Raw genomic sequence first — 26014 nt, forward strand, 5'->3', positions numbered from 1 at the left:
TGTGGATCATCCAAAATCGTGTGGATAACTGTGCAATCTATGCACAAGATTGTACAGAGATGAACTTGTTTCTTCATGGTTGGTATTTTCACCGTTACCTAATCTTTTTGCCTCTGTAACTGCTTGAGATTTTATAAAAATTACAATACCTAAAGTAATAATACCAACCACAAGAATTATTATTAGAATTTTATTCTTTTTCATAAGGTTTTATAAAAACTGCCCAAATTTAAAATTGCAATCTTTTGCAGATGTGTGATGGTTTATTTATCCTGAGAATCTTCAGACTGACGTTGTTGCTCTTGCTGTTGTTTAAGTTTCGGATGCAATTGATAGTGCTTGCCTGATTTTTTTTCAGCCGAATTCTGAGCTTGTGTGTTGCGCAACAACTTATAGCTCACAAAAACAAGAAAGCCTAAAACGGCAATACTTGCCAATAACATGATGATCACAGCAGCATGTTGCAAAGCACTCTCCCAAACTGAAACAAATAAAAAGAGCCCTAATATGAATCAGGACTCTTTTAAAGTCAAAACAAGCAGCCTGTTTAAACGATTTTATTTTCTTTTAAACAGACTTGGTCTAAGACCTAGACTTATTTTGCTTGGTCTAAAATAGCAAACAAATCTGCTTGAACTTCTTCAATTGGACGAAGACCATTCAATTTGTTATAGCTTGGTGCATTTTCACCAGAAGCAGCACGACCTTGATAGAAGCCAACCAATTGCTCAGTTTCTGAGTGATACGCTTTTAAACGCTTACGAATGGTTTCTTCTTGGTCATCTGGACGTTGAACCAAATCTTCGCCAGTTTCGTCATCTTTACCTTCCACTTTTGGTGGATTGTAAACAAGGTGATAAATACGACCAGATGCAGGGTGCTGACGACGACCAGACAAACGTTGTACGATTTCTTCGTCTGCAACATCAATTTCAATCACGTGGTCGATATTGATGCCTTCGCTTTCCAAGGCTTCAGCTTGTGGAATAGTGCGAGGGAAACCATCAAAAATACAACCATTCACGCAATCTGGCTGCGCAATACGCTCTTTCACTAAGCCAATGATCAGTTCATCAGATACCAAACCGCCACCGTCCATGACGCTTTTGGCTTGTAGACCTAATTCAGTACCTTCACGAATTGCAGCACGGAGCATATCACCGGTTGAAATTTGTGGGATATTGTAGCGCTTACAGATCAACTGAGCTTGTGTACCTTTACCTGCTCCAGGTGGTCCGAGTAAGATAATGCGCATAAAAAAACATCCTCATTTTAACAATGTATTTGACACTCGTTGCATATCAGAGCCATCGCCCTTTACGCAGCCAGCATCCTCTTATAAGAAAGCGACAAACAAATGTATTAAACCAGCAATAAAACCAGTTACACCACCCAAGACAATTAAAATCCACTCATCTTCCTGAAAGGCAGGACGCAAGAGATTCTGGAATTCTTTTGGCGTCAGTTCACGAATACGATCTCTGAACATTTGATAAATTTTCTGTGCACGGCTCGCATTAAAGGCAGGGTCGCATACAGGCACCATCGTAATTTCAATCGAACGATCAATCAAGTCAGTCTTGAGTTTGGCATACTCTTTTGGCCCCAAAGACAACTGTAAAGAGGTACGAACCAATGGTGTTTCCATAATTTCGTTGATGTGGCGTTTGACAATACGGCGGGTTTTGTCTTTTTTACTGCCATACATCATTTCAGTCATAATCGATTTTAACGTAATCAGATCTTCTGTGACTACCGTTGCAAACACATCCGAGACTTCTTCTTGGCGTTTCATGAACGCACCCTGAATATTATAAGTCCCAATGCGTGGAATCACTGGCTTAATCCATGGAAATTGACGATTTTCAGTCAATTTAAAGAACTGCGGATATTTCACGTAATGTGGTTCGACTGGGTTAAATACCATCCAAATCGCAATCCAGTTGGTCAAGAAGCCCCAAATTGCCGCCCAAAATGGAACCGTCCAGTGCCATGGTACAAGAAACCAAACAATCATTTGGAAAATACCAAAGAACATCCCAATCAATGCACTGATATGCCAAATAAAGTTAATTTCTTTTTGACCGACTTTTAGGAACATACGCACCATTAAGCGGCGATCACCTTCCATTTGGCTGACCACCATTTCACGCATATCCACCAAGGATTCAACATTCAAGGTCAGTTCAGTCACCAATTCACGCAGCACACCTGGCAATTGTTTATGCGCCTGTGCGTAAATACGGCGTTTAATCGAATACGGTAGGTTTTCCCAAAGCACAGCATTGCGGTCTAACATGACCTCATCAATTAAGTGCTCAAGTTCAAAACCCACTTGCTCACCAATAATACGCGCCATATCGTCAGGGTCCATAGCATTGAGAAACTCACGCAATGAACCTAATTTTGACAATGTGTTATCGGTAATGATGCCTGAAATACGCCCTGCTTTACGCGGTACAATCCCCTGCCATCCCACAGGAATAGGCCCAAGGTGAAAGCCCCAAAAGCTAATTGGATAGAACACCATTTTTAGTGCCATCCACACGTGCGCCCAAGTCACAAAAGCAGTCACAGGAATAATACTGAGCACGGCCCAAAAATCTGGACGATTCAAAAAGGTTTGCCACAACTGATTGACGTACTCAAGCATGCATTTTTTCCATATTTAGTTCTAATTACAAGATTCTAAAGTAGTTAAAAGTCACTATTCTGACTACAAACCCATACTGAGCGTATAGGAAAATTGTAGTCTAGGCTCAGTTTCCGCAATCACTCGCCCTTGTCGATCTTCCAATTTTTCACCTGCGCCAATGCCAACACTAAAGCTACTGATGCGTTCAGGGCTCAGTAATACATAAGCCAGATCAATGCCTGCACCTAAACGCGCTTTTTCTTCACCATCCACCCATTTAGATTCTAGGTGTCCTGCGTAAGCGCCAATATAATAACCATTTTTGTCTTTACCTGTGAGGTGGTATGGGTAACGAAAACCTGTTTGCCCACCGACTTCATGGTCACCATTTAAAAAAGCCCCCGCTTTTAGATAGGCAATGCCATAAGGATTGACCCATTCACCATTCAAATGCAGTAATTTTTGGGTAATACCCGCCCCTACATTCCAGGTTTTTGCGCTATCTGCGCTAATTTTTGCTTCAGGTAAAAAAGTAGTGTTCCCAGCAAAGCTAAAACTTGAAAAGGCAAGTAATGCCACGAAAGAATAGACTTTTGTCATTATTGTCACCAGTGTCCATTTGTTTTAATTTTAAAAACAGTCCTGTTTTCGTGTTTTGACTCTAGCAGAATTGTCAGGATTCTTATATACAGCAAATTACAATTTTGATGTCGCTAAAGTCAAAAATTAAGATTGCGCCCATCTTCTAGGTTAAATCGGGCAATTCAGTCAAACATGGTTACTCAAAATTGCCAATAGATGCGTTAGAATAGTCCAAATTCGTTCTCCCTCATTTTTGTTAAGCCAATTTTTGTATGAAACAACACTATCCGTTAAAAAATGCTCAGCAAGAGAAGCGTATTTTTCGCAATCGCATCTTTTTTTCGGTGGGTGTTGTGGTTTTTTTCTTGCTGCTGTTGGTGGCTCGTTATGCCTTTTTACAAATTAGCGGCTACGATGAATTTGCGACTGCATCAGATAAAAACCGAATTCGGCTACAACCACTCGCACCTGCACGTGGTTATATTTATGACCGCAATGGTGTGTTATTGGCAGATAACTACCCTGTGTTCTCAGCCACTTTAAGCCGTGCAGATGTTGAAGATATTGACGATACCATTGCGCGACTGACACCTGTTTTACAACTGACAGAAGAAGATATCGATCGCTTTAAAAGTCGGATTAAAACTTCACGTAAAACTGAACGTGTATCGATCAAGCTGAATTTAAATGAATCGGATATTGCCCGTTTTAGTGAAGTTAAATTTCAGTTCCCTGGGGTCAATATTGAAACCCAGATGACACGTTACTATCCGCATGGTGACTTATTTGCGCACGTGATTGGTTATGTCGGGCGCATTAACGACAAAGAACTGAAAGAAATTGACAAAGATGCTTATGCAGGCACCAACTTGATTGGCAAAATTGGGGTGGAGAAATCGTATGAGCACTTGCTACATGGCGTACCCGGCAACGAATCTGTAGAAGCCGATGCACATGGTAATGTGCTGCGCAATTTAGGACGTAAAGACCCTGTACGTGGCAATGATTTGTTTTTGTCATTGGATTATGGCTTGCAAGTGGTCGCCTCTGAACAACTGGCAGAACGCCGTGGTGCAATTGTGGCACTTGACCCACGTACAGGTGAAATTTTAGCTTTAGTCTCCAGTCCGAGTTTTAACCCTAACTTATTTGTCACAGGTATTAGCCATACCGACTACTCTGCCTTACGCGATAATTTAGATCAACCACTCTATAACCGTGCAGTACAAGGTGTTTATCCACCGGGTTCTACCATTAAGCCGATGTTTGGTTTAGGCGGTATTCATTATGGCTATGTCGACTGGAAAACCGCCATTCAGGATTATGGTTATTTCACTTTACCAGGCGACAGCCACCGTTTCCGTGACCATAAAAAAACTGGTCATGGCATTGTCGATATGCACAAAGCTCAAGTCGTGTCGTGTGATACCTACTTCTATGTATTGTCGTATCGCATGGGCATTGAAAAAATGAACGACTGGATGCGTCAATTTGGCTTTAGTGAAAAAACTGGGGTCGATTTACCAAGTGAAAGCACAGGACTCTACCCAAACCCAGACTGGAAAATGCGTACGCGCAAAGCCAAATGGATGAAAGGTGAAACAATTTCCGTCAGTATTGGTCAGGGTGCATTTACCTCGACACCATTGCAATTAGCAATGGCCACCGCCATCACCGCCAACAAAGGATTTAAAGTCACACCGCACGTGTTACGTGAAAGTCGTGGCGCGAAACCATTTAAAGTTCACAATGGTACCAACGGAAAAATTGACTTTAACGGCACAGAAGAAGACTGGATTAAAATGCGTGATGCCATGGTTGATGTGATTCAATCAGGTACAGGTAAAGGGATTAAAGGCGGCTTGCAATATTCAGTTGCAGGTAAAACAGGTACAGCACAGGTTAAAAGTATTGCGCAAGGTAAACGCTATAACGAAGCCTTATTGAGCGACCGTCAGCTTGACCACGGTTTATTTGTTGGCTTCGCTCCTGCCGAAAACCCTGAAATCGCAATTGCCATCATTCTAGAAAATGGTCGCGGTGGTTCTGCAGCAACGGCTTTGGCGCGTCCAATTTTAGACTATTGGTTACTGAATAAAAATAAAAAGCCAATTCGTCCATCTGCCGCACAAGTGAGTGGTGGCTTAATGACTGCAGGTTTAAAACCAAGTGAATTGCCAAGTGGTGAAGTCCCTTCATCTACTGCACCAAATACGAATAACGTGAATAATCCGAATACAGCAACCAATCACCCTGCGCTCAACCCAAATCCTTCGCAAACTACTCCGAGTTCAGCTCCAACCAATCCACCTGCAACTGCGCCAACAGCAGTTGTACCCACTAACCCAATTGAGAGCGACTAAGCCATGAAAAATCAACTACGCATTATTGGTGGAGAATGGAAACGTCGTCAGTTGGCTTTTGCTTCAATTGAGGGATTACGCCCTACGCCCGACCGAGTGCGCGAAACCTTATTCAACTGGCTAATGTGGGATGTGCAAAACGCCAAAGTGTTAGACCTCTGTTCAGGTTCGGGCGCTTTAGCTTTTGAAGCCCTGTCTCGCGGTGCGGCACACGTGGTCATGATTGAGCCAAACCGTACACAAGCACAGTTTTTACAGCAAAATTTAGAATTATTACGCGTCAATAAAAGCAAAGCACAATTAAAAGTTTCTACCGCACAACATGCTTTGGCGACACTAAAAGATCAGTTTGATTTGGTATTTTTAGACCCGCCTTATAGTTTAGATTTATGGGAAGAATTGGCAGGGTTGGCTGATCCACTCATTGCGGCACAAGGTCTGATTTATGTTGAAGCAGATCGTGATTTAAACCTGTTAAAATTACCGCAGACTTGGCAAAAAGTTAAAGAGAGCAAAGCGGGAACTGTACGTGCGGGCTTATACCAAAAGATTGTTGTTTAAATTTTCTCCTTAAAAGATACGCGGTAATTTTATGACTATCGACACTTTTCAAGAGTCATCTATTAGTGTAATATTATAACATTACATATTGTGGTGTTTATCTTCATGAAAGTTCGTTCATCTTTAAAAAGTGCAAAATCGCGTGCCGATTGTCAAATTGTGAAACGTCGTGGCAAATTATTTGTGATTTGCAAATCCAATCCACGTTTTAAAGCAAGACAGGGATAATCCCCTGTCTTTTAGTTTTGATAGATTATTACACTGAAATAGTGTGCTTATTCTGAATAGTAACGTGTATCGACACTAAAACTTTCAGGAAATTTTGCTTGAACCTGCGCATAAAATGCCATGATTTCAGCCATATCTTTTTCAAAATCACCGGTTGGATGCACAATTTTTCCCACACCCGTTTTCTTTTTTGCGTAATCCATATACGCCAAAGCAATTGGCACACCTGCATTTAACGCAACATGATAAAAACCTGTTTTCCATTGTTCTTGACGCGCACGTGTGGCTTCAGGCGTCACCAACATCACCAATTTAGGATGGTTTTTAAATAAGTCCGTCATGAGCTGAACCATACTAGGTCGTGCTTCGCCTGGTGCTTTCGGACGACGGTCTATACCAATACCTCCCATCGCACGGACAAATGGCCCAAACGGCAATTTCATATAGCTGTCTTTAATGGTCAAGCGAACATTAACGCCCAAAGCTTTAAGCCCTAAGCGTGCATATAAGGCATCCCAATTACTGGTATGCGGTGCAGCAATCATCACATATTGGTCTAATTCCAACGGACAATGATTGTCGATTTCCCAACCCATTAAATTTAAGCTTCGCTCAGCTAACTTTTCAAACACAACCGCATACCCCAAATAAAGTGTGCGAATTTTAGCAAGCATCGACAAATACAAAAGTCTAAAACGACGAATAAATAAACAAATACTTTATAAATGTATAAAAATTTCCTGCACTCATCTTATTTTTGTCATTCCATGCAAAATCATACTGTTTTTGCGCTTATTCATTGCTAGATTCAAGCAAGTTTAAAATGGTAAATATATAAATTTACGCACAGTTTGCTGAGTTTTTTACGGTCTAATCCGATGTAATCCTTGAAGTGAAACTTAAAACTTTAAAACATCGGGCTTGTTATGATTTGCTACAAATCTTCATTAAAAATAAGACAAATTGGCTTTTCAGATACAAGGTGAAAGTTTAAGGTGGCAGCAAGACAAGTTTGAAGTTTAGAACATTTATGCTGAATCGTTATCCGATTGCACTCAGTACACTTAGCTTATTTTTAGTAGCTTGCGGATCAACTGATCCAAGCAGGGAATATCAATCCGCTTTGCCTTCTGAGCCACAAATTACGCCCAAAACTGAAGTTCAAAATTCAGCAACTTCATGGACAGGACAAACTACAGGTAACTTTAGAGCCTTATTGCCTTGTGACAACTGTGAACAGCATGTGATTCATTTACGCCTGAATGATGATCAAACCTTTCAACTCAGCGACATTAAACGCTCGAAACAGCGCCAGCGCGAAAACCAAGTGGCGGGAACGATTCAAGCTGCTCAGGGCAACAATCAGCAAGACAAACAGAACCAACACCCATCGCAAAACACGGCAAATGAATGGTTGCTCAATACAGAAAATGGGCAAGCCTATGCACGTATTCAACTCACAGCTCACGGTCTTCAATTCAGCTTATACAATCAGAAAAAGACACAAAATCAACAGAAAAATGAAACTCAGGTTTTCTTACATCCTGTAGAAAATATGCAAGTCAGTAATGCCCTGAAGCATGTCGATATTCAGGCTGAACACGTACAAAATGTTGAGGTCAAAGAATTAAACGACCCTGTGATGGCACACGATTATTTTCTGGCAATTCACAATCAATCTGATCAAGCATTACAATTACATGCCAATGACTTGGTTTTGGTCGATCAGCAATATCAGGAATATGCTGCTGTAGTCGATCCGCAATTTTTAGAACCGATTCCTACACAACAAAAACAATGGATTAAGGTGTCTTTCCATTACCCTGCTTCTGTACAGGCAGATGTGATCAAAATTAAATAGGTTACAGCTGCTGAATTTTCATAAATAAAGAAACTTCACTTTAAAGTTATTTCTTAAAAAGTGTTTCAGAATTCTTTGATTTTTCTACAGCCATAAAAAAACCCTGCATCAGCAGGGTTTTCTTTTAAACCATCAAGCGATTACGCGTTGAATTGGTTCATTGTGTTTTTCGCATCGTCACCCGCTTTAAGCGCGTTGTCACCAGCGAAGATTTCTTTGTGGTCGTCACCGATGTCAGAACCAGCCATTGCTTGGTGTTTCACACAAGCGATACCACCGCGGATTTCTTTACGTTGTACGCCAGCAACATAAGCCAACATACCTTCAGAACCGAAGTAACCTTGAGCAAGCTCGTGAGTAGAAAGAGCAGCTGTGTGGTAAGTAGGCAGAGTGATCAAGTGGTGGAACACGCCTGCTTCACGAGAAGCGTCTGCTTGGAATGTACGTACTTTTTCGTCAGCTTCAGCAGCCAATTCAGAATCGTCGTACTCAGCGCTCATTAATTTAGCGCGGTCGTATGCAGATACGTCTTTACCTTCAGCAACCCAACGGTCGTACGCTTGTTGACGGAAGTTCAGTGTCCAGTTGAATGATGGAGAGTTGTTGTAAACAAGTTTCGCATTTGGCACAACTTCACGTACACGGTTAACCATGTGAGCGATTTCTTCTACGTTTGGAGTCGCAGTTTCGATCCAAAGAAGGTCAGCACCGTTTTGTAAGCTAGTTACACAGTCAAGTACAACGCGGTCAATTTGAGTGCCTTCACGGAACTGGTACAAGCCAGAAGCTAAACGCTTAGGACGGTGTAATTTACCATCACGCTTGATTAGGATTTCGTCTTCTTTCGCTTCAGAGATGTCAATTTCTTGAGTGTCTAAGTAGCTGATGTATTGAGAAGCGATGTCGCCTGGCTCTTTAACTACTGGGATTTTTTGAGTTAAGTCAGCGCCTTCAGAGTCAGTACGTGCAACGATGATACCGTCGTCAAGACCCATTTCTAAGAACGCATAACGTAACGCGTGGATTTTAGCGATGAAGTCTTCGTGTGGAACAGTTACTTTACCAGCTTGGTGACCACATTGTTTCGCGTCAGAAACTTGGTTTTCGATTTGAAGTGCACATGCACCCGCTTCGATCATTTTCTTAGCTAATAAGTAAGTTGCTTCTTCGTTACCGAAACCAGCGTCGATGTCCGCAATGATTGGCACAACGTGAGTTTCAAAGTTGTCGATTTGAGCAGTGATTTCAGCAGCTTTAGCAGTATCACCAGCGTCTTGTGCTTTTTTAAGTGCGCGGAACAAATCGTTTAATTCTTTTGCGTCAGCTTGACGTAAGAATGTGTAGATTTCTTCGATCAATGCAGGAACAGAAGTTTTTTCGTGCATAGATTGGTCAGGAAGTGGACCGAATTCTGAACGAAGTGCAGCAACCATCCAACCAGAAAGGTAGATATAACGGCGTTCAGTAGTACCGAAGTATTTTTTGTTCGCAATCATTTTTTGTTGCGCAACAAAACCGTGCCAGCAACCTAAAGATTGAGTGTATTTGCTTGAATCAGCATCATAAGCAGCCATATCACGACGCATAATCGCAGCTGTATATTTAGCAATATCTAAACCAGTTTTGAAACGGTTTTGCATTTGCATACGCGCAGCATCTTCAGGACTGATGTCTGCCCAAGTGTTGCCGAATTTTGCTTTTAATTCGCGGATTGCATCAATCGCTGTTTGGTATGTAGTCATGATATTGTACCCTGTAATATTATTTAGGATTTATCAATCGAAGGCTAAATCGCGCTTATGCTTGATTGCTCAGATTTAGAGCACTTCGTTACGATGAATACAGAGTAGAGTGACTGAATGAATTAATCCAATATTCTCGTGTAATTCTCGGTATTTTTTAAAAAAATGTATAGATCAAAGTCTTAATTCACAAAAACAATAAAAACACAACCTATTGATTTTAGAAACCTTATTTAGAAAATCAATCAAATATCTTTGCTTACAAATTCATCTCTGTGCCGATATTTTCTGCATTAGACTTAAGTCTTGCATTTCATAAAAAATGCTTGCATTGGCGATTTCTGCCATTTTTTAGCAAAATTTTGCTGCTTTTCAGCGCAATGTAAGTGCATAAGTTTCATACAAAATAGAATCTGCTATCAGTTCTGCCAATGCTTTTAAGTGTTTTTGCATTTAAGATTAAAAAGTATAGATGCAGTACTAGGCAACCTACATTTCTTTAGGAAATAATGATGGGGCTGGCTGTTTTTATTCAGATTTTTTGCTGTTTATCTCGTCGATTTTTTCATCATAATTTATACACAAGCCTTACGGCTTATGGCATAATTCCAATAATTTAGTGATTTTATTTTCGGTATTTATTTTATGAATCTGGAGCGGGTTGATCTTAATCTATTAATTTATCTTGACGTCTTACTTCGTGAAAAAAATGTAACCCGTGCTGCAGAACAATTGGGCGTTACCCAACCTGCGATGAGTAACATTTTACGTCGTTTGCGCAATTTATTTAATGATCCCCTGCTAATTCGTTCTTCTGAAGGCATGACGCCAACTGAACGTGCCTTAGAATTACAACCGCGTATCCGCGATGCCTTATCTGACCTTTCTATGATTTTGGAGCCGCGTACTGAGTTCCGCCCTTATACTTCAAATCGTGTATTTCGGATTATGACCTCCGATTACGCAGAAGCCACATTAGTCCCACGCTTGGTTAAAGCTTTACGCTCTGAAGCACCTAATGTGGTATTAGACTTTTTAACCCCGAGTGATGTGTCTTATCGCGACATGGAACAAGGTAAAGTCGATTTGGCGATTAACCGTTTTAATGAAATTCCACAAAGTTTCCATCAGGTTTTAGTTTGGCGTGATAGTTTTTCTTGCCTGCTCAATCACAAACACCCTGCTGCCAATAACCTGAATTTAAAAAGCTACTTAGATGCACAACATATTTGGGTTTCTAAAACAGGTATGGGCGTTGGTTTTGGTGTGAATCCAGAGAAACAAGCGGGACTGGGTTGGATTGATCAAGCTTTAGAGCGTATTGGACAAAAACGTAAAATTTCGGTGTTTACCCGTCATTATCAAATGCCTGCACTACTCGCGTCTAATGTAGATTTAGTCGCAACCTTACCTACACGTATTGCGCGCTTACAAGCCAAAAGCCAAAGCTTACTGATTAAAGACCCACCATTTTATATTCCAGAATTTGAATTAAAGATGGCATGGTGTCCGTTGTTACATCATCACCCTGCACACCGTTGGTTACGCCAATTGATTTTATATGTAGCGCGCCAAATGATTGAAGAAGAAAACCGTGAGTTTTTACTGAATAACTCTCAATTTTCAGCCTATTAATTAAAAATTCACTGAACTTATTGGCACAAACGCTTATACTCAGATGAGGAATATTTCGATATTCCTCATTGTTTAATCATGATTTAATAAAGATTCAAATTGTTATATTTAAAATAATATAATCCACAGGTGGATTCGTGAGCCTCTTCCAGAATATTGTTATTATCCTCATCCTCATTGTCGGAGCTGGTTTTTTATCGCTGACTGAAATTGCGTTGGCTGGTGCACGTAAAGTTAAACTGAAAATTCTAGCCGAATCAGGCGATGAACGTGCCCAAAAAGTTTTAGACCTACAAGAAAACTCAGCTGATTTTTTTGCTGCCTCACAAATTGGCTTAAACGCAGTTGCCATTTTAGGTGGTATTTTAGGTGAAGGCGCATTCCGTCCTTATTTTTACAACTTAGTTGTTCGCTTCTATCAAGGACCATGGGCTGAAACGCTTAGTTTTGCCTTGTCATTTACCTTAGTGACTTCGCTGTTTATTTTATTTGCCGACCTAATGCCTAAGCGTTTGGCAATGATCGCCCCTGAAAAAATTGCGGTATCGGTGATTAATCCGATTCAAATTTTTATTCGGATATGCAAGCCTTTGGCATGGATGATTAATGCGATTGCCAACGTGCTGTTCCGTTTATTTAAAGTAAATACCACGCGCGAAGACAATATTACATTTGATGATATTTCTGCAGTCATGGATGCAGGCGCTCAAGCAGGTGTTTTACAAAAGCAGGAACATCACTTTATTGAAAACGTGTTTGAACTTGAAGAACGTAACGTGCCTTCGAGTATGACTACACGTGAAAATGTGGTGTTTTTTACCCTAAAGGAATCTGAAGCCAGTATTCGTCAAAAACTTGCAGAATATCCTTATTCCAAATTTTTGGTCTGTAGCGAAAATATTGATGATGTTATTGGCTATGTCGATGCCAAAGATATTCTGGTCAGAATCCTCAATAATCAATCTTTACTGCAACTGAATGAAAGCACCATCCGCAATGTATTGACCATTCCAGATACACTCACGCTGTCTGAAGTCTTAGATCGTTTCCGCTCGACCAAAGAAAAATTTGCCGTGGTGATTAATGAATATGCTTTGGTTGTGGGCGTGATTACCCTGTCTGATATTATGATTACTGTGATGGGCGATTGGGTAACACCTATTGAAGAAGATCAGCAAATCATTAAACGTGATAACAATTCTTGGCTGATTGATGGCAGTACACCAATTGAAGACATTAAACACGCGCTGCAAATTGATGAAATGCCAGATGATGAAAATTATGAAACCATTGCAGGTTTTATGATGTATAAGCTACGTAAAATCCCGCGTCCTGCCGACTCTGTACTTTTTGATGGTTATAAATTTGAAGTGGTCGACGTCGATCATTTTAAAATTGACCAACTTTTAGTGACACGAATTGTAGAAACGCAGGAAATACAAAACAACACTGAAGCAGATGGATAGTGAGATTCCTTGTATTCGTTCAGCCTGATTGCATCTACATTTTCTCGCATTCACAAAAAAGCACCACATCAAAATGAAGTGGTGCTTTTTTAAATCTGAACTGATACTTCTGAAATTTAGCTGAATATCTATTTAATATTTGCTGATCAATTCATCTAATACCGCTTGATAGTGAATCGCAATATCTTCAGCTAGAATTTTATAGACATTGTCGAATTGCACCATCGGCCAGCCCTCTTTCCAGAAAGGAAAAATGTTGTGCAAATCATGCGTCACCACAGCATCTTCACGCACAATCGCTTGTGCAACCTGAGCCAATACTTGTGCAGTTTCTGTGCCATCAATGGCTAAATAATCAATGCCACGTGCTTTTAAAATACGTACACGGTCTTTTTTATAACGGATTTTTTTCATTTGCGCTTCGTTTAACTGCAAAGCCAAACTTACTGCTTCTACAAATTTGCTTTCGAATGACTGATTCAATGCCACCAACGCTGCTTTATGCGCTTCCTGACGACCTGCTTTCCCACCATTACGGATAATTTCTTTTGCCTCTGTGTCTAGCTCATCACTTTTCATAGACTGCAAAATGTCGAGTATTTCGATATCACTTAATGATTCAGGAGATTGGTCAATCATGTACTGCCCTTGGACAAAAAATAGCAAAACGCTATTTTCGCACAATTTAGCTAAAAGCTCGACACATTCCGAAGCAATTGTTCACACAAGGCAGTGCTGCACCTATTACAGTGCAGCAGTTTAAAATTGATCTTTCAGCTTTGATCGTCCTTGTTTATTTTAAATTTCTTATTGTTCCCTTAGTTTTTCTCCTGAATTTTACCGTCTATTTAAAACCCGTTATTTCAAATGAATAATCCAATAAATAACAGGTTTAACTTTTCAACTCACTTGTACTTTTTAGTAAAAAATAATTAACAGGTTGCTCTTTACACTTAATACAAGTTTTCGCGTTTATCATGATCGAGGCGGTCAATATAGCGTTCTAAATGTAGCATCGCATGATACATTTTATTTAAGTTCCGAACATTGATTTGCTGACGAACAATATTTTTGTGTAACCGTTTTAATGCACGTAGACTGTGTTTTGGCGTATATGCAGATAAAATTTTCATAAGCCTGCTCTCTCTATCAAATTATTTTACATGAACCATTTTGTTATCTTGAGAATGAATTCAATGAATATAAAGATAAGCTCTATTATTGACAGGGTGTGTCCTACACCTCCTTAATATTTGACTATTTGGAAAAATTTTATTGTGTTAAATTGTAGTTTAAAGGAATATTTATGTAATTATGATTAAAATAATTGCTAAAAAAGATTCAAAAAATCTTTGTTAAAATCTTCTATAAAAATATGCATAAAAAACTGACACTCGGTCAGTTTTTTATGCGGGCTGATTTTAAATTTTGAGTCTTTAAATCACTTCCACCACTACTTTGCCCACATGCTCACCTGTATCCATTTCGGCATGTGCTTGTTGAATTTGATCAAACTGGAAAGTTTTATAAATCATTGGCAGACATTCGCCTTTTGCTAACAATGGCCAAACAATCTCTTGCAAGCCTTTGGTAATTTCAGCTTTTTCTGCAGTATTGCGGGCGCGCATGGTCGAACCCGTAATGGTAAGACGCTTCATCATAATTTGACCAAGTTTTACTTCTTTGGCTTTTGCACCACCTAAGAATGCGATATACACCAAGCGACCATCACGACGTAATAAGTTTAAATTACGTTCCAAATACGGCGCACCAACAATATCTAAAATGACATCGACCCCAGCATTGTCTGTCGCTGCATTAATCACTTGTTCAAAATCTTGTGTCTTGTAATTAATTGCTGTGGTGAGATGTGAAATTGCTTGTACTTTTTCATCTGAACCTACGGTTGCAAAGGTTTTTAAACCTAAGGCATTGCACAGCATTAAAGCAGTTGTACCAATACCACTGGTTCCACCATGAATCAGCGCCGTTTCACCTGCTTTGGCTTTACCCATTTGGAATACATTGGCCCACACAGTAAAAAATGTTTCAGGTATCGCAGCGGCTTGTACAAAACTGACACCTGTTGGAATTGTCAAAGTCTGGCTTTCTGGTACAACACAATATTCTGCATAACCACCACCATTGGTTAAGCCACACACTGCATCACCAACTTTAAATTGGCTAACATCTGCACCCACAGCAACTACTTCACCTGCTACTTCTAAACCTGGCACTGGCGTCACGCCTTTAGGCATAGGATACAGACCCTGACGCTGTAAAATATCAGGACGATTCAAACCAAAAGCATGTACTTTGACCAAAACCTCATTGGCTTGTGGCTCAGGTATTGCAACCGTTTCATAGGCTAATTTTTCTGGGCCACCTGGTTCTGTAATAATAATCTGCTGCATTGTGTTTTGTGTCATGGCAAATCCCTGATTGTTTGATGCTGATATGAATTCTGACTATTTGAACATAAAACAGCAAAGCATTAAAACCCAGATTAACTTAGGTATAATTCTCATGCCGTGGTGTTTCATGCGTGATTAAATTTTTATTTATGATTAAAGAGTATGTGATGTCAGAAATTGTGGAATACAACGAAAATAATTACCGTGAGTTTGAATATGAAACAGGCGTTGCGGTGATTCGTTTTTATGCGACGTGGTGTACGCCTTGTGTTCAAAATGCACCATTTTTTGAGCAGCTTGCCCAACTTTTTGATGCTTCGGTAAAGTTTGGCAAAGTGAATGTCGATCAATCTCCAATTTTAACTTTGCGTTATCAAGTCTTTGGTTTACCGACCACTCTGATTTTTAAAGATGGGCAAATTGTTGAACGACTGTCGAGCAATGTTTCTATCGCACAACTCCAACAAAAAATTCAAAGTTATCTTTAACTCATGTAGAGTCGCTACAACATATTAAGTCTGAATGAGCACCTGATCTCGTCCTGCATGTTTGGCTCGATACAAATGTGCATCTGCGGCTTTCATAAAATCATCCACGTGCGTATATGCTTGTGCGCGGGTCATCCACGCTACACCAATACTTAAAGTCACATATTGTTTATAGTCTTCTCGTGCCACATGCTCAAAAGCTGCATCACGCACAGCCTGCAAGACCTTTTGCATGAGTGGTGCAATCGCAGGTTGCGGAATATCGTGCAGTAAAATGGCAAATTCTTCACCCCCATAACGTGCCACAAACGCATTTTTAGGCAAAGTATCTTGTAAAACTTTAACTAGGTTTTGCAGAATTTGATCGCCTTTTAAGTGCCCATAATGATCATTGTATTTTTTAAAATAATCGACATCGAGCATCGCAAAGACCAAAATATGTCGCTTATTTTGCAAGGTTTCAAAATACAAACGCTGAATTTCTTCATTTAATGCACGGCGATTATATGCCCCTGTTAATGCATCGGTTTTAATCTGTATTTCCAGTTTTTCATTCAAAAGACTGAGTTGTTCAGTGCGTTCCTGCACTTTTAAATCTAACGAGCTGTTTAAATGAATCAGTTTTTGGTTCAAGCGTTCAATGCGTAAGTTATGGTAGGCATAATTTCGTGCCTGCTGAAACATGATGAGCAATGCATAAACACTGGTCGAAATAAAAGATAAATGAATGGAATTGACCAAATTCAGCATTAATAAAAAATCATGAATAAATGTGCCACACAGAATAATTACTGCCCAAAAATTGATTCTAGAATAATGCTCTCCTGAATGCAGGGTTTGATAAAATCCATAAGCAAAATTTGCCAAAATCAGCACAAAGAAAAAAGAACTATAAAATGCCAACTGCTGAAAAATAGTGGGTTCTGCCCACAGCGTCACCCCAATATTAAAGCTCAATAACAGCATTGCCGCGCTATATACCCAACGATGCAAATAGCGCGAACTGAGCAAAAACATATAACTCAGGAAAAATAAAATCGCTAAAAAACTAAATAAATATTCGAGTCTTATTCCCCAAGACCAACTTAAATTCAGGAAAGTGGTATAGGCATAGGGTGCAGAAAATAAATTGTGTAATGCCAGAAAAACAATAAAAATGCCGAAAATAAAAATACGCTTGGTCTTTCCACCATTTGCAAGACTAAATGCCGAAAACATCAAGGTAAACAAACCAATACCAAGTACTGCCCCACAAATCATGGCAATACTCATCATCAAACGCTGATACTGTTGATTGATGGTGCGACTTAAACCAATTTTCATTGGATTTTTTAAACCACCTTGCAAGCTCTGAAAGCTAGACGCTTGAATGGTCAGGGTAAAATATTCACTTTCAGGAACAAAATATGCAATTCGTGGGGCATTTTCGGTTTGGTGACTACTCGCATCTGCACCGACTGTGCCAACACGCACCAGTGGATCGCCATTTAAAAATACCCGATAGGCGCCATATTGGTTGGGAATCCAAATCGCAATACGTCTGCCTAGAAATTCTTTTGGAATTTGAAAGTGCCCAATAAAAGTGCCGTAAGTATTGGCATTGCCCATTAAATCTTCAAATGAAGCAGGCAATTCAACGGTATTCGATGCCAGTACCGCACTGGGTTCTTGAATCAATTGTTGCGGATAAAACAACCATCGCCCAGTCAAAATACTCGATTGATCTTCAGTAAATTGAACAGAATTGAGCAGTTGTTGATGTAGATAGTAAGATTCAGGTGCAGACTCATACTGCGCCAACACACGCGGTGGTGTGAGTACACTGCACAGTAAAATTAAGAAGAGAAATGCACACTTGTGCCACATCCGAGTGAAATTCAAAAACGCAAACGTCCTATTATGCTTATTTTTTAATCTAATCGTTCTTGCACTAAATTTGAAGTAAAAAATTAAGTCATTCATGCTAGACCTTACTGGCATCGGATGAATGACTTAAATTCTAGCGGTTGGGCTAAATTGTGAGGTGTTTATTGATCGCGTGTTTTCACATCATACAATTCAATTTCAAAAATCAAATTAGAATTGGCAGGAATGATATTACCCATTTTGCGCTCACCATAAGCCAAATGTGCAGGCACAATCAGTTTGCGTTTACCGCCCACTTTCATCCCCATGATGCCTTGATCCCAGCCTTTAATTACGCGACCTGTACCAATCACGGTTTCAAAATAGTTGCCACGGTCTAAGGATGAATCAAACTTGGTGCCATCTTCCAACCAGCCTGTGTAATGCGTAGTAATTAAAGCGCCTTTAACCGCTTCTTTACCTTCACCCACCACCAAATCAATAATTTCTAATTCCGCACTCATGTTCATCTCCAAATATTTACACTTCGATGTTTAAGATAATTTCCAGCTCGTGCAAGTGTTATTGCAACTGTGTCCACTCAATCTGAGCCTGTGCCTGATCGCCAATCAATGTCCATTCGCCATCCATTACATTCAACTGCAATTGCATGGTACGCTCGCATAACGCTTGAATGGCTTCGGTACTCGCTGGCGATAGTTGCCACACTTCAACATTATTTAAAGTTTTGATTTTACTGTTACGTTTGTACCACTCATCTACCGATGAACCATAAGCAATAATCGCAACTTGCTTACAACGCGAACTGGCTTTTTTGACTTTGTCTTCATCTGGGCAACCAACTTCAATCCACTTAATTAACTGCCCTGTTAAGTCTTTTTCCCACAAAGCAGGCTCATCGGTTTCAAACAAATCTTTGGTAAATTCCAAAGCTTCATCTGCATAACGTGCGAATGCCAAAATACGCACCATCAAACGCTCAATAGTTTCAGAAGGATGCAATGCCATGGTGAGCTGATAGTCACCGTATTGATGCACATCCATATTGGCAATGTTCAAATCTGCCTTATAAATTGTCGCTTTCAGCGCCATTGTCTATTCCTAAAACCATGTTCAAATTTGCCGCTAAGCATAATGGATTTTCTGGGATTTTGCTTTATCGTTTGCCCGATAACGTATAGATTTCAGTCTAGAACCGCAGCAGCATCGACCCGATACGCCAATAGTTCAGCCTCAAATTTTTCCCAATCACGCTCGCTTTGATAAATAATTTCCAACCGATTGTCTATGCCTTCATCGGTAGATTGATAATTAAATTGCTGCGGATTGAAGTTGAAACTTTTCCAACCCTGATTGGTATAAAAAATTCCTTTAATACGCAGCCAATCTTGCTGTTCACAGAGTAAATCTAATAAGGGATAAAAGTCGAATTGCCAACGTTTAGGCAATTTCCAACCTGCGACTGCATATCCTTGTGCAGTTTCGACATAGTGATATGGCAATTGTTTGATTTCTGCAGACTCTTGCAGATTTGTAGAGCTGACCTTCTGTTGCAATTTTAGCAACGGCTGAATTTTACGCTGTGTACCGACATACGGTATATCCATTTCGGTCAAAGCCAGATGACCCTGTTCTGCTTTCAACCATTTTTGCGCGTAGGCTTGATATTCCTGTTGTAGTTGTATGAGGGCTTGCTCATCTGCCGCCTGCATTTGGTCTGCATGTGACACCACAATAATTTGTGCAGCTTTGAGCTGATCGGCATACAGGTTTTGCTGCGTCCACGCCTGATCATGCAAACGCGAACCATCTACTACCGTCACCAAGGCGCGCATCGATAAATGCGTATGCCAATGTGGTTCGGTCAGTTGTTCCAAGAGTTGCGCAGGATGCCCCAAACCTGTCGGCTCGATGAATAAACGGTCAGGCTTCGCTTCGGACAATAAACGCGACAAAGCAATTTGCATAGGCAATTGGCTGCTACAACATAAGCAACCGCCCAATAATTCTTTGACTTGATAACCCTGTTGCTGAGGTAAGAGTTGTTGATCGACCCCGATTTGTCCAAATTCATTCATCAGCACCGCCCAAACTTCATGTTCTGGTTTTTGGCTGAGTAACTGTTTCAATAAGGTGGTTTTTCCTGCACCGAGAAAACCAGAAATAATATGCGTCGGGACTGCTTTTTGTGGTGCAATTAATTTCAAAATAAGCTCACTTTATTGAATTTCAAACAACTCAAGCATGCTAAGCAAGTTTAGCGATTAGTTCAATCTGAATCTAAACACACTGAAATTTATTCATTTCAGCACATCTATCACCATCATGATTTGAAAAATTCGCTTACATTTATTACGTGATGATCTGCAACTTATTTGGGGAAATACACGAGTTTTAGCCGCTTGATGTTATGTTTTATTGCCAACCACGCAATTTTATTGCGGAAAACACAGCCATTTTGATTGGATTTGACTGCATATTTAAAACAAAAATTACCAAACTACGACCTATTCATCATCATTGTGCGGTTCAAGTAACCGCCATTGTTTTGCTTTGTTGCAAGCATTGATCCCATAGCTTTGGCTCTTTAGCATGAGTTCCTGTTCAGCCCGTTCAAATCAGGTGATGACTGACTTGAACACTTTAGCCGCAATAAGTTTTTTTACTTAATGCTTGTGCTGAGCACTCCCTACTACTCATGAAAAACTTTAAATAAGGATGCCAAACCATGAAATTGACACAAATTTTACTCGCTTCAACTTTTGCTTTTGCCACTGCAACTACTTTTGCTGCAAAGGCTGAATCGACAGCAACAGAACAGGAAAAAGTGGTTGTTTCAACGCAGGAAACTGTGGCTGGACCTGCTTCAGAACAAGCTGCTGCACAACCTGCATCTGAAGCTAGCACTGAAACACCAGCAGCATCGACCCAACAACCTTAAAAAAACCGATACATTTTAAAATGTAAATCGAATACAAAAACTGAGTTTTCCGCCACTCTCTCGGTTTACTCAGTTTTTGTTTATCTACAAAGCCAATCAATATTGCCTTGGACAAAATTAAAAAATAGGCACAAAAAACCTGTCTACAATTGCAAACAGGTTTTCAGCTAAATTTGATGAAAATTTAGTTTTGTTCAGTTTTCTTATAAATGCTGCAAGATGGATGATGATTTTCTTGCAAACGTGCTACTTTACGCTGCTCTGCTGCTTCAAAACGGCAACGCTTCCAGTCATTGTCTAATTTCAACGCAGGGATTTGTTTTGGTTTACCATTTTCATCGACAGCAACCATAGTGAAGTAACAGCTGTTGGTATGGCGCACTGTACGCTTTTGAATATTTTGTGCTTCTACACGAATCCCAATTTCCATTGAAGTACGACCGACATGGTTCACACTAGCAAGGAAAGTCACCAATTCACCCACATGAATCGGCTCTTTAAAGTTCACTTTATCAACCGAAAGGGTCACCACATAACTACCCGAATAGCGGCTTGCACATGCATACGCCACTTGGTCTAATAGTTTTAAAATTGTTCCACCATGTACATTCCCTGAGAAATTTGCCATGTCGGGTGTCATTAACACGGTCATGGTTAATTCTGACTGGTCATCTAACACTGGGGCAATTTGATCTAATGGTGACATCGCGTTCTCTAGACTCTTTTAAAGACAGTAAGATATGAGCCTATTATTATATCGCGTTTATAAAAGTTTGAATGTTCATTTCGGCAACAACTGCATCATTATTATTTATATTGTTTATGGTAACATTTATTTAAAATTATAAGACTAAAGACTAAGACTCCCAAGCTGTTATTTTTTAATCCATTTCTGATTTTTTAGAATATTTGTTCAAATTGAATATTACGTGAATCCCCCTGATTCAAGTGTTCAAAAAACAATCTAAAATCTTTTATTCAATGGATTATTCAAGCAAATTTCGGCGAATTTACACCAAAAAAGTTCAATTTCCCCGTAAATTTTCAAACTTCGCTGCGACATTTAAGCCAAGCGCAGCATTTCCTGCGACACATTGCTATAAGTCAAAGTTTGTTCGGTACTCAGTGCAGCTTCAATCACATAAGAACCATCTGGATTAATCATCGTCACTGTAAAAATAACTTGCTCCATAGTAGCAAGTTTCACCTGCTGTCCAATTTCAAAGCCGTGCATGAAGTATCCCCTCGATTTTTTATAAAGTTTTAAAGTCCTGAAGCACAAAAGTTAGGCTGTCTTGGAAGCATGTTCAATTGGTAAACTGCTTAAAAAACGAATTCAGTAAATGCTACATAGAATAAATGGAAACGGTGCGAAAGAACACGCTAAAAAATTGATTTTAAGTCTAAATACCTCATCTCAGTATTTAGATATCTTTATGGTATCTTTATTTTTAAACTATAATATCAAATACTTACAAAGAATAAATCTAAGCAATCTAACATTAAAGTTATTTTTATCAAGCACCTAATTAGACTTAAGTTAAATCTGTTGATTTCATTGAATTGACCTAAATGAAGGATCTGGACAGCTATTTAAACTGTCCATAAAGCCCAAAAGTATTACTCACTTTATAGTCTACAATTCTATGCCCATGCGCATAATGATGCTGTTGATAGACCTGATCAATTTTATTTAATTGCGCTGCAGTTGCTTCTACGCCTGCCAACATGGTCGCTTCGCGCCCTTTCACATCAAAAATATGGGCTTTTTCACGTAAATCGGGTTGAATGACCACATCTGCCAGTTTCAATTCTTCATTGGCCAAATGCTTTTGCATAATATTAATATTTTGGTTAAACAATCCCCACACATTACTGGTTTCAGTATGAATAGGCTGCGCCAAAATATTCACGGCAATCACAATATCTGCCCCTAAATCGCGTGCAACCTTGACAGGTACAGGGCTCACTAAACCACCATCGACATATTCATGTTCTGCAATTTTAGTAGGTACAAACATACTTGGGATAGACACTGACGCACGCACCGCTTGACCCGTATTGCCATAATTAAATACAACTTTTTTGCCTTCTTTTAATTCAGTCGCCACCACGTACATCGGGATTTTAAATTGCTCCAAACGGAGTTGATCGACTTGTGCATTGACATAATTTTCAACTTTTTTACCATCAAAAAAGCCTTTTAAATCCAAAGTCACATCCCGCACATCATTGGCTTTCATATTCATGGCAATTTCACGTAATTGCTGTGCATTTTTACCACTGGCATAAATTGAACCGACAATGCTGCCTGCGCTGCTGCCCACAATAAAATCAGGATGAATACCGTACTGCTCAAGTACTTCAATCACCCCAATATGTGCATAACCACGTGCGCCACCACTGCCCAAAACCAAGGCGACAACTGGACGTTTTTTTTGTTGTTTTAACTGACGAAAATCAATTTGATTCAGGCGCGACTCTGCTTCAACCACGGGCTGCGACTCACGCAAAGTTTGAGTCGAAAATTGCTGCTGCGATGGCACCACCTGACATCCCACCATCAGTAATGCTGTAAGAGATACATACCCAATTTTCATAATGACCTTCTTGAATCCATAGGTTTCAGTCGATATTTCACCATCAATCGTGTCAAGGTTGATCAGCCTACTTGATACAGCAACCCTCTTAACGTCAACAGTTATGCTCTCTGTTTTTACCTTGCATGAGCGCCCATAGTCTATCTATTATTTTAACCGATCCTTGTAGTAATTCGTTAAACTGTCACGTCTAGCGACTACAGTGGCGCACAAGTCGAATCTGTCTAAAATTATATGCCAACACCTTCTTATTCCTTATTATTCTGGATTTTTCTGCAATTAGGCTGTCTGTCTTTTGGTGGGCCTGCAGCGCATTTGGTGTTTTTCCATCAGCGTTTTGTGCAACAACTGAAATGGCTAGATGAGTCCCAGTATTCACAAATTGTCGCACTTGCACAACTCTTACCTGGCCCAACTAGTAGTCAGGTGGGGTTAGCGATTGGTTATTTGCAAAAAGGCTATTGGGGTGCAGTCCTAGCTTGGTTGGGTTTCACCCTACCTTCAGCGTTGTTTATGGCTTTGGTTGCAGTTTTGGGACATCAATATTTAGATGTACTGTCGTCAAATAGCTTTCACAGTATTCAACTGATCGTATTGGCCGTGGTGGCTTGGGCATTTTGGCAAATGTTGCGTAGTTTTTGTAAAACGGTTTGGCAATATGCCTTAATGTTTGCTTCTGCCCTATTTATTTATCTGGTGCCATTGAGCTTCAATCAAGTTTTAGTGATTCTGATTGCAGCTTGTTTTGGCATTTGGATGGCGAAACGCGCAGCACCAACTGCTGCACAATCATCCACCAATACAACGGCGACAGATACGCATTTTACTGCGGCACATTTACTCAAACATCGTCGTTATGCTGTATTTTGGGCGGTACTATTTGTTGCACCCTTTATTGTGCTGTCAGGTCTAAACTGGCTACAACCTCATTTACTCTATGCAGCTAATTTAAGTTTCTATCAAGCCGCATCTTTGGTCTTTGGCGGTGGGCATGTCATTTTGCCTTTATTGCATCAAGATTTTGTTAGCACAGGCTTAGTCAGTGCAGAACAGTTCGATTTGGGTTATGCCATGGCGCAATTGGTGCCTGGTCCACTGTTCAGCTTTGCAACATATTTGGGCAGTTTGATTCCAATGACAGAATCTATGCTGCTGAATGCGACTTTAGCCACGTTGGCGATTTTTATACCATGGCGAATTCAAACATGAGGTGCGACAGTTTCAAAAGCCTTATGATAATCAACAAGCTGAGCAAATTTCTCTAATGGTGTAAGCCAATCTAACGCTTTTCTAGGGCGAGTATTCAGTGACATGGCAACTTGATTTAAATAATGCTGATCTGCCTGGTTTAAATCAATCCCTTTAGGTAAATACTGCCTAATTAAACCATTCATATTTTCGCATGTGCCTTTCTGCCATGGCGAATGTGGGTCACAGAAATATACATCTATGCCTAAATCTTCTTCGAGAATTTTATGTTCTGACATCTCACGTCCACGGTCATAGGTCAATGTTTTACGCAGTTCTGCGGGTAAATATTTCAGAGCTTCAGTTAAAGCCTTGCGCACTGATTCTGCCTTTGCATCAGGTAATGTTGCCAAGATACAGAGCCGTGTATTTCGTTCAATAAGTGTTGCTATCGAACTTTTATTGTCTTTACCTTTAATTAAATCGGCTTCCCAATGACCCGGTATTTTTCTTTCTTGAACTTCGGCTGGGCGCTCATGAATAGTTTTAATATCCTGTAATATAGAATCTTTTTTAGGTTCACCGTTAGCTTTTCGCTTTTTATTTTCATGACGCAGACAGGATAGTAAGTCTTTTTTCAGCTCACCCTTTGGTAATGCTCGTATAGTTGAATAAATCGTTGTATGGCTTACATTCATTGTTTGATCCAAATCAGGAAATCTCTTTAAACGCTTTGCTATTTGCTGAGGAGACCATAAACAACGGATCGCTTCAACAATAAATTTCCAGAGGATTGAATCGATTTTGAGTTTTCTATGACCACGTCTACGTCTAGCGAAGGTGTTATCAGAAGCATATTGAGCTTGATAAACGTCATTGATGCTATTTCTTTTAAGTTCACGATAGATCGTACTAGGATGTCTTTTAATAAGTTCAGCAAATTTTCTGGGTGAAAAGCCTTCTTTTCTTGACTCAAGCATTAATGCAGTACGATCTTCAAAGTTAAGATGATGGTATGACAATTTTATATACTCCATAAACCCTTTAAATTAATTAGGTGGTTTATGTCGCACTTCAAGTTTTACTCTGCCCATCTTTCTTTTTGGTATTTGCCACCTTGCCTTATTGGTCTTGGTTGATGCAGCAAGCCTATATTCGTCATGCGGTTACAGGGATTAATGCAGCGGTAGTCGGTTTGCTGCTGTATATGGTGCTCGAAATGGCACAGCGTCATATTTTGAGTATTGCTGATCTGCTGTTTATTGTTTTGGTGATTGGATTATTAAAATCCAAACTACCTATTTGGCTCAGTTTAATTGGTAGTTTTCTGGTCTATACAGCATTTTTGCATTTCATGGCTTAAATTAAAAATGCTACAGATCAAATAAAAATGCCAGTTCAATTGAACTGGCATTTTTTGTGGATGACTGAATCAAGCCTGAAT

General features: G+C 39.8%; 27 protein-coding genes and 1 pseudogene. 10 read left to right on the plus strand and 18 right to left on the minus strand.

From position 1 onward, the window contains the following. Positions 1-6: 6 nt before the first annotated feature. From J4G44_RS11210 to J4G44_RS11230, 5 genes are all read right to left on the minus strand, one after another. Entirely contained in the window at positions 7-204 is a 198-nt protein-coding gene (locus J4G44_RS11210; protein ID WP_207973970.1) for a hypothetical protein, read from the minus strand. Positions 205-263: 59 nt separating this feature from the next. Next, a complete protein-coding gene (locus J4G44_RS11215) occupies positions 264-467 on the minus strand; it encodes a hypothetical protein (RefSeq protein ID WP_004970716.1) in 204 nt (67 codons plus the stop codon). Positions 468-595: 128 nt separating this feature from the next. Beyond that, entirely contained in the window at positions 596-1255 is a 660-nt protein-coding gene (gene adk, locus J4G44_RS11220; protein WP_004970717.1) for an adenylate kinase, read from the minus strand. Between the two features lie 81 nt (positions 1256-1336). Continuing rightward, a complete protein-coding gene (locus tag J4G44_RS11225) occupies positions 1337-2653 on the minus strand; it encodes a DUF445 domain-containing protein (RefSeq protein ID WP_167846149.1) in 1317 nt (438 codons plus the stop codon). 63 nt (positions 2654-2716) lie between these two features. Further along, positions 2717-3235 carry a hypothetical protein gene (locus J4G44_RS11230; RefSeq protein ID WP_004970721.1) on the minus strand — a complete coding sequence of 173 codons (519 nt, stop codon included), beginning with the start codon at positions 3233-3235 and terminating at the stop codon, positions 2717-2719. A 254-nt stretch (positions 3236-3489) separates the two neighbouring features. On the opposite strand from J4G44_RS11230, the gene mrdA reads away from it, so the two are divergent. The 3 genes from mrdA (at position 3490) to ykgO (ending at position 6369) form a co-directional block, all read left to right on the plus strand. Continuing rightward, a complete protein-coding gene (gene mrdA / locus J4G44_RS11235) occupies positions 3490-5580 on the plus strand; it encodes a penicillin-binding protein 2 (protein ID WP_207973663.1) in 2091 nt (696 codons plus the stop codon). A 3-nt stretch (positions 5581-5583) separates the two neighbouring features. Beyond that, positions 5584-6141: a 16S rRNA (guanine(966)-N(2))-methyltransferase RsmD gene (gene rsmD / locus J4G44_RS11240; RefSeq protein WP_004970724.1), complete on the plus strand. Its 558-nt coding sequence runs from the start codon at positions 5584-5586 to the stop codon at positions 6139-6141. A 105-nt stretch (positions 6142-6246) separates the two neighbouring features. After that, a complete protein-coding gene (gene ykgO, locus J4G44_RS11245) occupies positions 6247-6369 on the plus strand; it encodes a type B 50S ribosomal protein L36 (protein ID WP_026438469.1) in 123 nt (40 codons plus the stop codon). 47 nt (positions 6370-6416) lie between these two features. Here the strand turns inward: ykgO and J4G44_RS11250 are convergent, their stop codons facing one another. After that, on the minus strand, positions 6417-7043 hold the full coding sequence (locus J4G44_RS11250; RefSeq protein WP_104852321.1) for a 1-acyl-sn-glycerol-3-phosphate acyltransferase: 627 nt from the start codon (positions 7041-7043) through the stop codon (positions 6417-6419). Between the two features lie 356 nt (positions 7044-7399). Here J4G44_RS11250 and J4G44_RS11255 point away from each other — a divergent pair, with 356 nt between their 5' ends. Next, on the plus strand, positions 7400-8230 hold the full coding sequence (locus J4G44_RS11255; RefSeq protein WP_207973664.1) for a copper resistance protein NlpE N-terminal domain-containing protein: 831 nt from the start codon (positions 7400-7402) through the stop codon (positions 8228-8230). Between the two features lie 140 nt (positions 8231-8370). Here the strand turns inward: J4G44_RS11255 and J4G44_RS11260 are convergent, their stop codons facing one another. Beyond that, positions 8371-9972 (minus strand): isocitrate lyase, encoded by a 1602-nt coding sequence (locus J4G44_RS11260; RefSeq protein WP_180044386.1) that lies wholly within the window; start codon positions 9970-9972, stop codon positions 8371-8373. Between the two features lie 645 nt (positions 9973-10617). Here J4G44_RS11260 and J4G44_RS11265 point away from each other — a divergent pair. Together J4G44_RS11265 and paeA are read left to right on the plus strand one after the other, a co-directional pair. Then, positions 10618-11607, plus strand: a complete 990-nt coding sequence (locus J4G44_RS11265) for a LysR family transcriptional regulator (RefSeq protein WP_004977282.1) — start codon at positions 10618-10620, stop codon at positions 11605-11607. A 137-nt stretch (positions 11608-11744) separates the two neighbouring features. After that, positions 11745-13073, plus strand: a complete 1329-nt coding sequence (gene paeA / locus J4G44_RS11270) for a polyamine export protein PaeA (protein ID WP_104852324.1) — start codon at positions 11745-11747, stop codon at positions 13071-13073. A 132-nt stretch (positions 13074-13205) separates the two neighbouring features. Here the strand turns inward: paeA and J4G44_RS11275 are convergent, their stop codons facing one another. The 3 genes from J4G44_RS11275 to J4G44_RS11285 form a co-directional block, all read right to left on the minus strand. Next, the gene (locus tag J4G44_RS11275; protein ID WP_004977287.1) at positions 13206-13712 is read right to left on the minus strand and encodes a hypothetical protein; all 507 of its coding nucleotides are present in this window, start codon (positions 13710-13712) and stop codon (positions 13206-13208) included. Between the two features lie 314 nt (positions 13713-14026). Then, a complete protein-coding gene (locus J4G44_RS11280) occupies positions 14027-14206 on the minus strand; it encodes a hypothetical protein (protein WP_096901477.1) in 180 nt (59 codons plus the stop codon). Positions 14207-14509: 303 nt separating this feature from the next. Then, positions 14510-15502 carry an NAD(P)H-quinone oxidoreductase gene (locus J4G44_RS11285; RefSeq protein ID WP_180044388.1) on the minus strand — a complete coding sequence of 331 codons (993 nt, stop codon included), beginning with the start codon at positions 15500-15502 and terminating at the stop codon, positions 14510-14512. Between the two features lie 152 nt (positions 15503-15654). Between J4G44_RS11285 and J4G44_RS11290 the strand changes: the two genes are divergently transcribed. Further along, positions 15655-15975, plus strand: coding sequence for a thioredoxin family protein (locus tag J4G44_RS11290; protein WP_180072521.1), 321 nt, complete (start codon positions 15655-15657; stop codon positions 15973-15975). 24 nt (positions 15976-15999) lie between these two features. Here J4G44_RS11290 and J4G44_RS11295 read toward each other — a convergent pair whose 3' ends face one another. The 4 genes from J4G44_RS11295 to J4G44_RS11310 form a co-directional block, all read right to left on the minus strand. Continuing rightward, complete coding sequence (locus tag J4G44_RS11295; RefSeq protein WP_373683410.1) at positions 16000-17841, minus strand: sensor domain-containing diguanylate cyclase; 1842 nt, start codon at positions 17839-17841, stop codon at positions 16000-16002. Between the two features lie 161 nt (positions 17842-18002). Beyond that, positions 18003-18344 (minus strand): FKBP-type peptidyl-prolyl cis-trans isomerase, encoded by a 342-nt coding sequence (locus tag J4G44_RS11300; protein ID WP_004977304.1) that lies wholly within the window; start codon positions 18342-18344, stop codon positions 18003-18005. A 58-nt stretch (positions 18345-18402) separates the two neighbouring features. After that, positions 18403-18933 carry a YaeQ family protein gene (locus J4G44_RS11305; RefSeq protein WP_179989704.1) on the minus strand — a complete coding sequence of 177 codons (531 nt, stop codon included), beginning with the start codon at positions 18931-18933 and terminating at the stop codon, positions 18403-18405. Between the two features lie 92 nt (positions 18934-19025). Continuing rightward, the gene (locus tag J4G44_RS11310; protein WP_096901474.1) at positions 19026-20048 is read right to left on the minus strand and encodes a CobW family GTP-binding protein; all 1023 of its coding nucleotides are present in this window, start codon (positions 20046-20048) and stop codon (positions 19026-19028) included. A gap of 521 nt (positions 20049-20569) precedes the next feature. Between J4G44_RS11310 and J4G44_RS11315 the strand changes: the two genes are divergently transcribed. Beyond that, on the plus strand, positions 20570-20782 hold the full coding sequence (locus J4G44_RS11315; RefSeq protein ID WP_096901473.1) for a hypothetical protein: 213 nt from the start codon (positions 20570-20572) through the stop codon (positions 20780-20782). 184 nt (positions 20783-20966) lie between these two features. Here the strand turns inward: J4G44_RS11315 and J4G44_RS11320 are convergent, their stop codons facing one another. From J4G44_RS11320 to J4G44_RS11330, 3 genes are all read right to left on the minus strand, one after another. Beyond that, on the minus strand, positions 20967-21488 hold the full coding sequence (locus J4G44_RS11320) for an acyl-CoA thioesterase (protein WP_004977311.1): 522 nt from the start codon (positions 21486-21488) through the stop codon (positions 20967-20969). A gap of 357 nt (positions 21489-21845) precedes the next feature. Beyond that, positions 21846-22016, minus strand: a complete 171-nt coding sequence (locus tag J4G44_RS11325) for a hypothetical protein (RefSeq protein ID WP_165492551.1) — start codon at positions 22014-22016, stop codon at positions 21846-21848. Positions 22017-22371: 355 nt separating this feature from the next. Then, positions 22372-23346: a patatin-like phospholipase family protein gene (locus J4G44_RS11330; RefSeq protein ID WP_207973965.1), complete on the minus strand. Its 975-nt coding sequence runs from the start codon at positions 23344-23346 to the stop codon at positions 22372-22374. 270 nt (positions 23347-23616) lie between these two features. On the opposite strand from J4G44_RS11330, the pseudogene chrA reads away from it, so the two are divergent. Beyond that, positions 23617-24573: pseudogene (gene chrA / locus J4G44_RS11335) on the plus strand (chromate efflux transporter); the annotation flags it as partial. Positions 24574-24581: 8 nt separating this feature from the next. Here the strand turns inward: chrA and J4G44_RS11340 are convergent. Next, a complete protein-coding gene (locus J4G44_RS11340; protein ID WP_005103961.1) occupies positions 24582-25607 on the minus strand; it encodes an IS30-like element ISAba125 family transposase in 1026 nt (341 codons plus the stop codon). An 80-nt stretch (positions 25608-25687) separates the two neighbouring features. Between J4G44_RS11340 and J4G44_RS11345 the strand changes: the two genes are divergently transcribed. Then, positions 25688-25933 carry a chromate transporter gene (locus J4G44_RS11345; protein ID WP_420830710.1) on the plus strand — a complete coding sequence of 82 codons (246 nt, stop codon included), beginning with the start codon at positions 25688-25690 and terminating at the stop codon, positions 25931-25933. Positions 25934-26014: the final 81 nt, after the last annotated feature.

The sequence above is a fragment of the Acinetobacter towneri genome (genome assembly GCF_017498585.1).
Taxonomy (GTDB): Bacteria; Pseudomonadota; Gammaproteobacteria; order Pseudomonadales; family Moraxellaceae; genus Acinetobacter; species Acinetobacter towneri.

Excerpts from the sequence above, each read along its gene's own strand:
- J4G44_RS11305 (WP_179989704.1), bottom strand. The coding sequence starts at position 18,933 with ATGGCGCTGAAAGCGACAATTTATAAGGCAGATTTGAACATTGCCAAT.
- J4G44_RS11265 (WP_004977282.1), top strand. The coding sequence starts at position 10,618 with ATGAATCTGGAGCGGGTTGATCTTAATCTATTAATTTATCTTGACGTC.
- J4G44_RS11210 (WP_207973970.1), bottom strand. The coding sequence starts at position 204 with ATGAAAAAGAATAAAATTCTAATAATAATTCTTGTGGTTGGTATTATT.
- J4G44_RS11330 (WP_207973965.1), bottom strand. The coding sequence starts at position 23,346 with ATGGTGGGATGTCAGGTGGTGCCATCGCAGCAGCAATTTTCGACTCAA.
- J4G44_RS11250 (WP_104852321.1), bottom strand. The coding sequence starts at position 7,043 with ATGCTTGCTAAAATTCGCACACTTTATTTGGGGTATGCGGTTGTGTTT.
- J4G44_RS11325 (WP_165492551.1), bottom strand. The coding sequence starts at position 22,016 with ATGCACGGCTTTGAAATTGGACAGCAGGTGAAACTTGCTACTATGGAG.
- mrdA (WP_207973663.1), top strand. The coding sequence starts at position 3,490 with ATGAAACAACACTATCCGTTAAAAAATGCTCAGCAAGAGAAGCGTATT.
- J4G44_RS11230 (WP_004970721.1), bottom strand. The coding sequence starts at position 3,235 with ATGACAAAAGTCTATTCTTTCGTGGCATTACTTGCCTTTTCAAGTTTT.
- J4G44_RS11340 (WP_005103961.1), bottom strand. The coding sequence starts at position 25,607 with ATGGAGTATATAAAATTGTCATACCATCATCTTAACTTTGAAGATCGT.
- J4G44_RS11295 (WP_373683410.1), bottom strand. The coding sequence starts at position 17,841 with ATGTGGCACAAGTGTGCATTTCTCTTCTTAATTTTACTGTGCAGTGTA.
- adk (WP_004970717.1), bottom strand. The coding sequence starts at position 1,255 with ATGCGCATTATCTTACTCGGACCACCTGGAGCAGGTAAAGGTACACAA.
- J4G44_RS11290 (WP_180072521.1), top strand. The coding sequence starts at position 15,655 with ATGTCAGAAATTGTGGAATACAACGAAAATAATTACCGTGAGTTTGAA.
- J4G44_RS11285 (WP_180044388.1), bottom strand. The coding sequence starts at position 15,502 with ATGACACAAAACACAATGCAGCAGATTATTATTACAGAACCAGGTGGC.
- J4G44_RS11260 (WP_180044386.1), bottom strand. The coding sequence starts at position 9,972 with ATGACTACATACCAAACAGCGATTGATGCAATCCGCGAATTAAAAGCA.
- J4G44_RS11315 (WP_096901473.1), top strand. The coding sequence starts at position 20,570 with ATGAAATTGACACAAATTTTACTCGCTTCAACTTTTGCTTTTGCCACT.
- J4G44_RS11255 (WP_207973664.1), top strand. The coding sequence starts at position 7,400 with ATGCTGAATCGTTATCCGATTGCACTCAGTACACTTAGCTTATTTTTA.
- J4G44_RS11280 (WP_096901477.1), bottom strand. The coding sequence starts at position 14,206 with ATGAAAATTTTATCTGCATATACGCCAAAACACAGTCTACGTGCATTA.
- rsmD (WP_004970724.1), top strand. The coding sequence starts at position 5,584 with ATGAAAAATCAACTACGCATTATTGGTGGAGAATGGAAACGTCGTCAG.
- J4G44_RS11275 (WP_004977287.1), bottom strand. The coding sequence starts at position 13,712 with ATGATTGACCAATCTCCTGAATCATTAAGTGATATCGAAATACTCGAC.
- ykgO (WP_026438469.1), top strand. The coding sequence starts at position 6,247 with ATGAAAGTTCGTTCATCTTTAAAAAGTGCAAAATCGCGTGCCGATTGT.
- J4G44_RS11320 (WP_004977311.1), bottom strand. The coding sequence starts at position 21,488 with ATGTCACCATTAGATCAAATTGCCCCAGTGTTAGATGACCAGTCAGAA.
- J4G44_RS11300 (WP_004977304.1), bottom strand. The coding sequence starts at position 18,344 with ATGAGTGCGGAATTAGAAATTATTGATTTGGTGGTGGGTGAAGGTAAA.
- J4G44_RS11225 (WP_167846149.1), bottom strand. The coding sequence starts at position 2,653 with ATGCTTGAGTACGTCAATCAGTTGTGGCAAACCTTTTTGAATCGTCCA.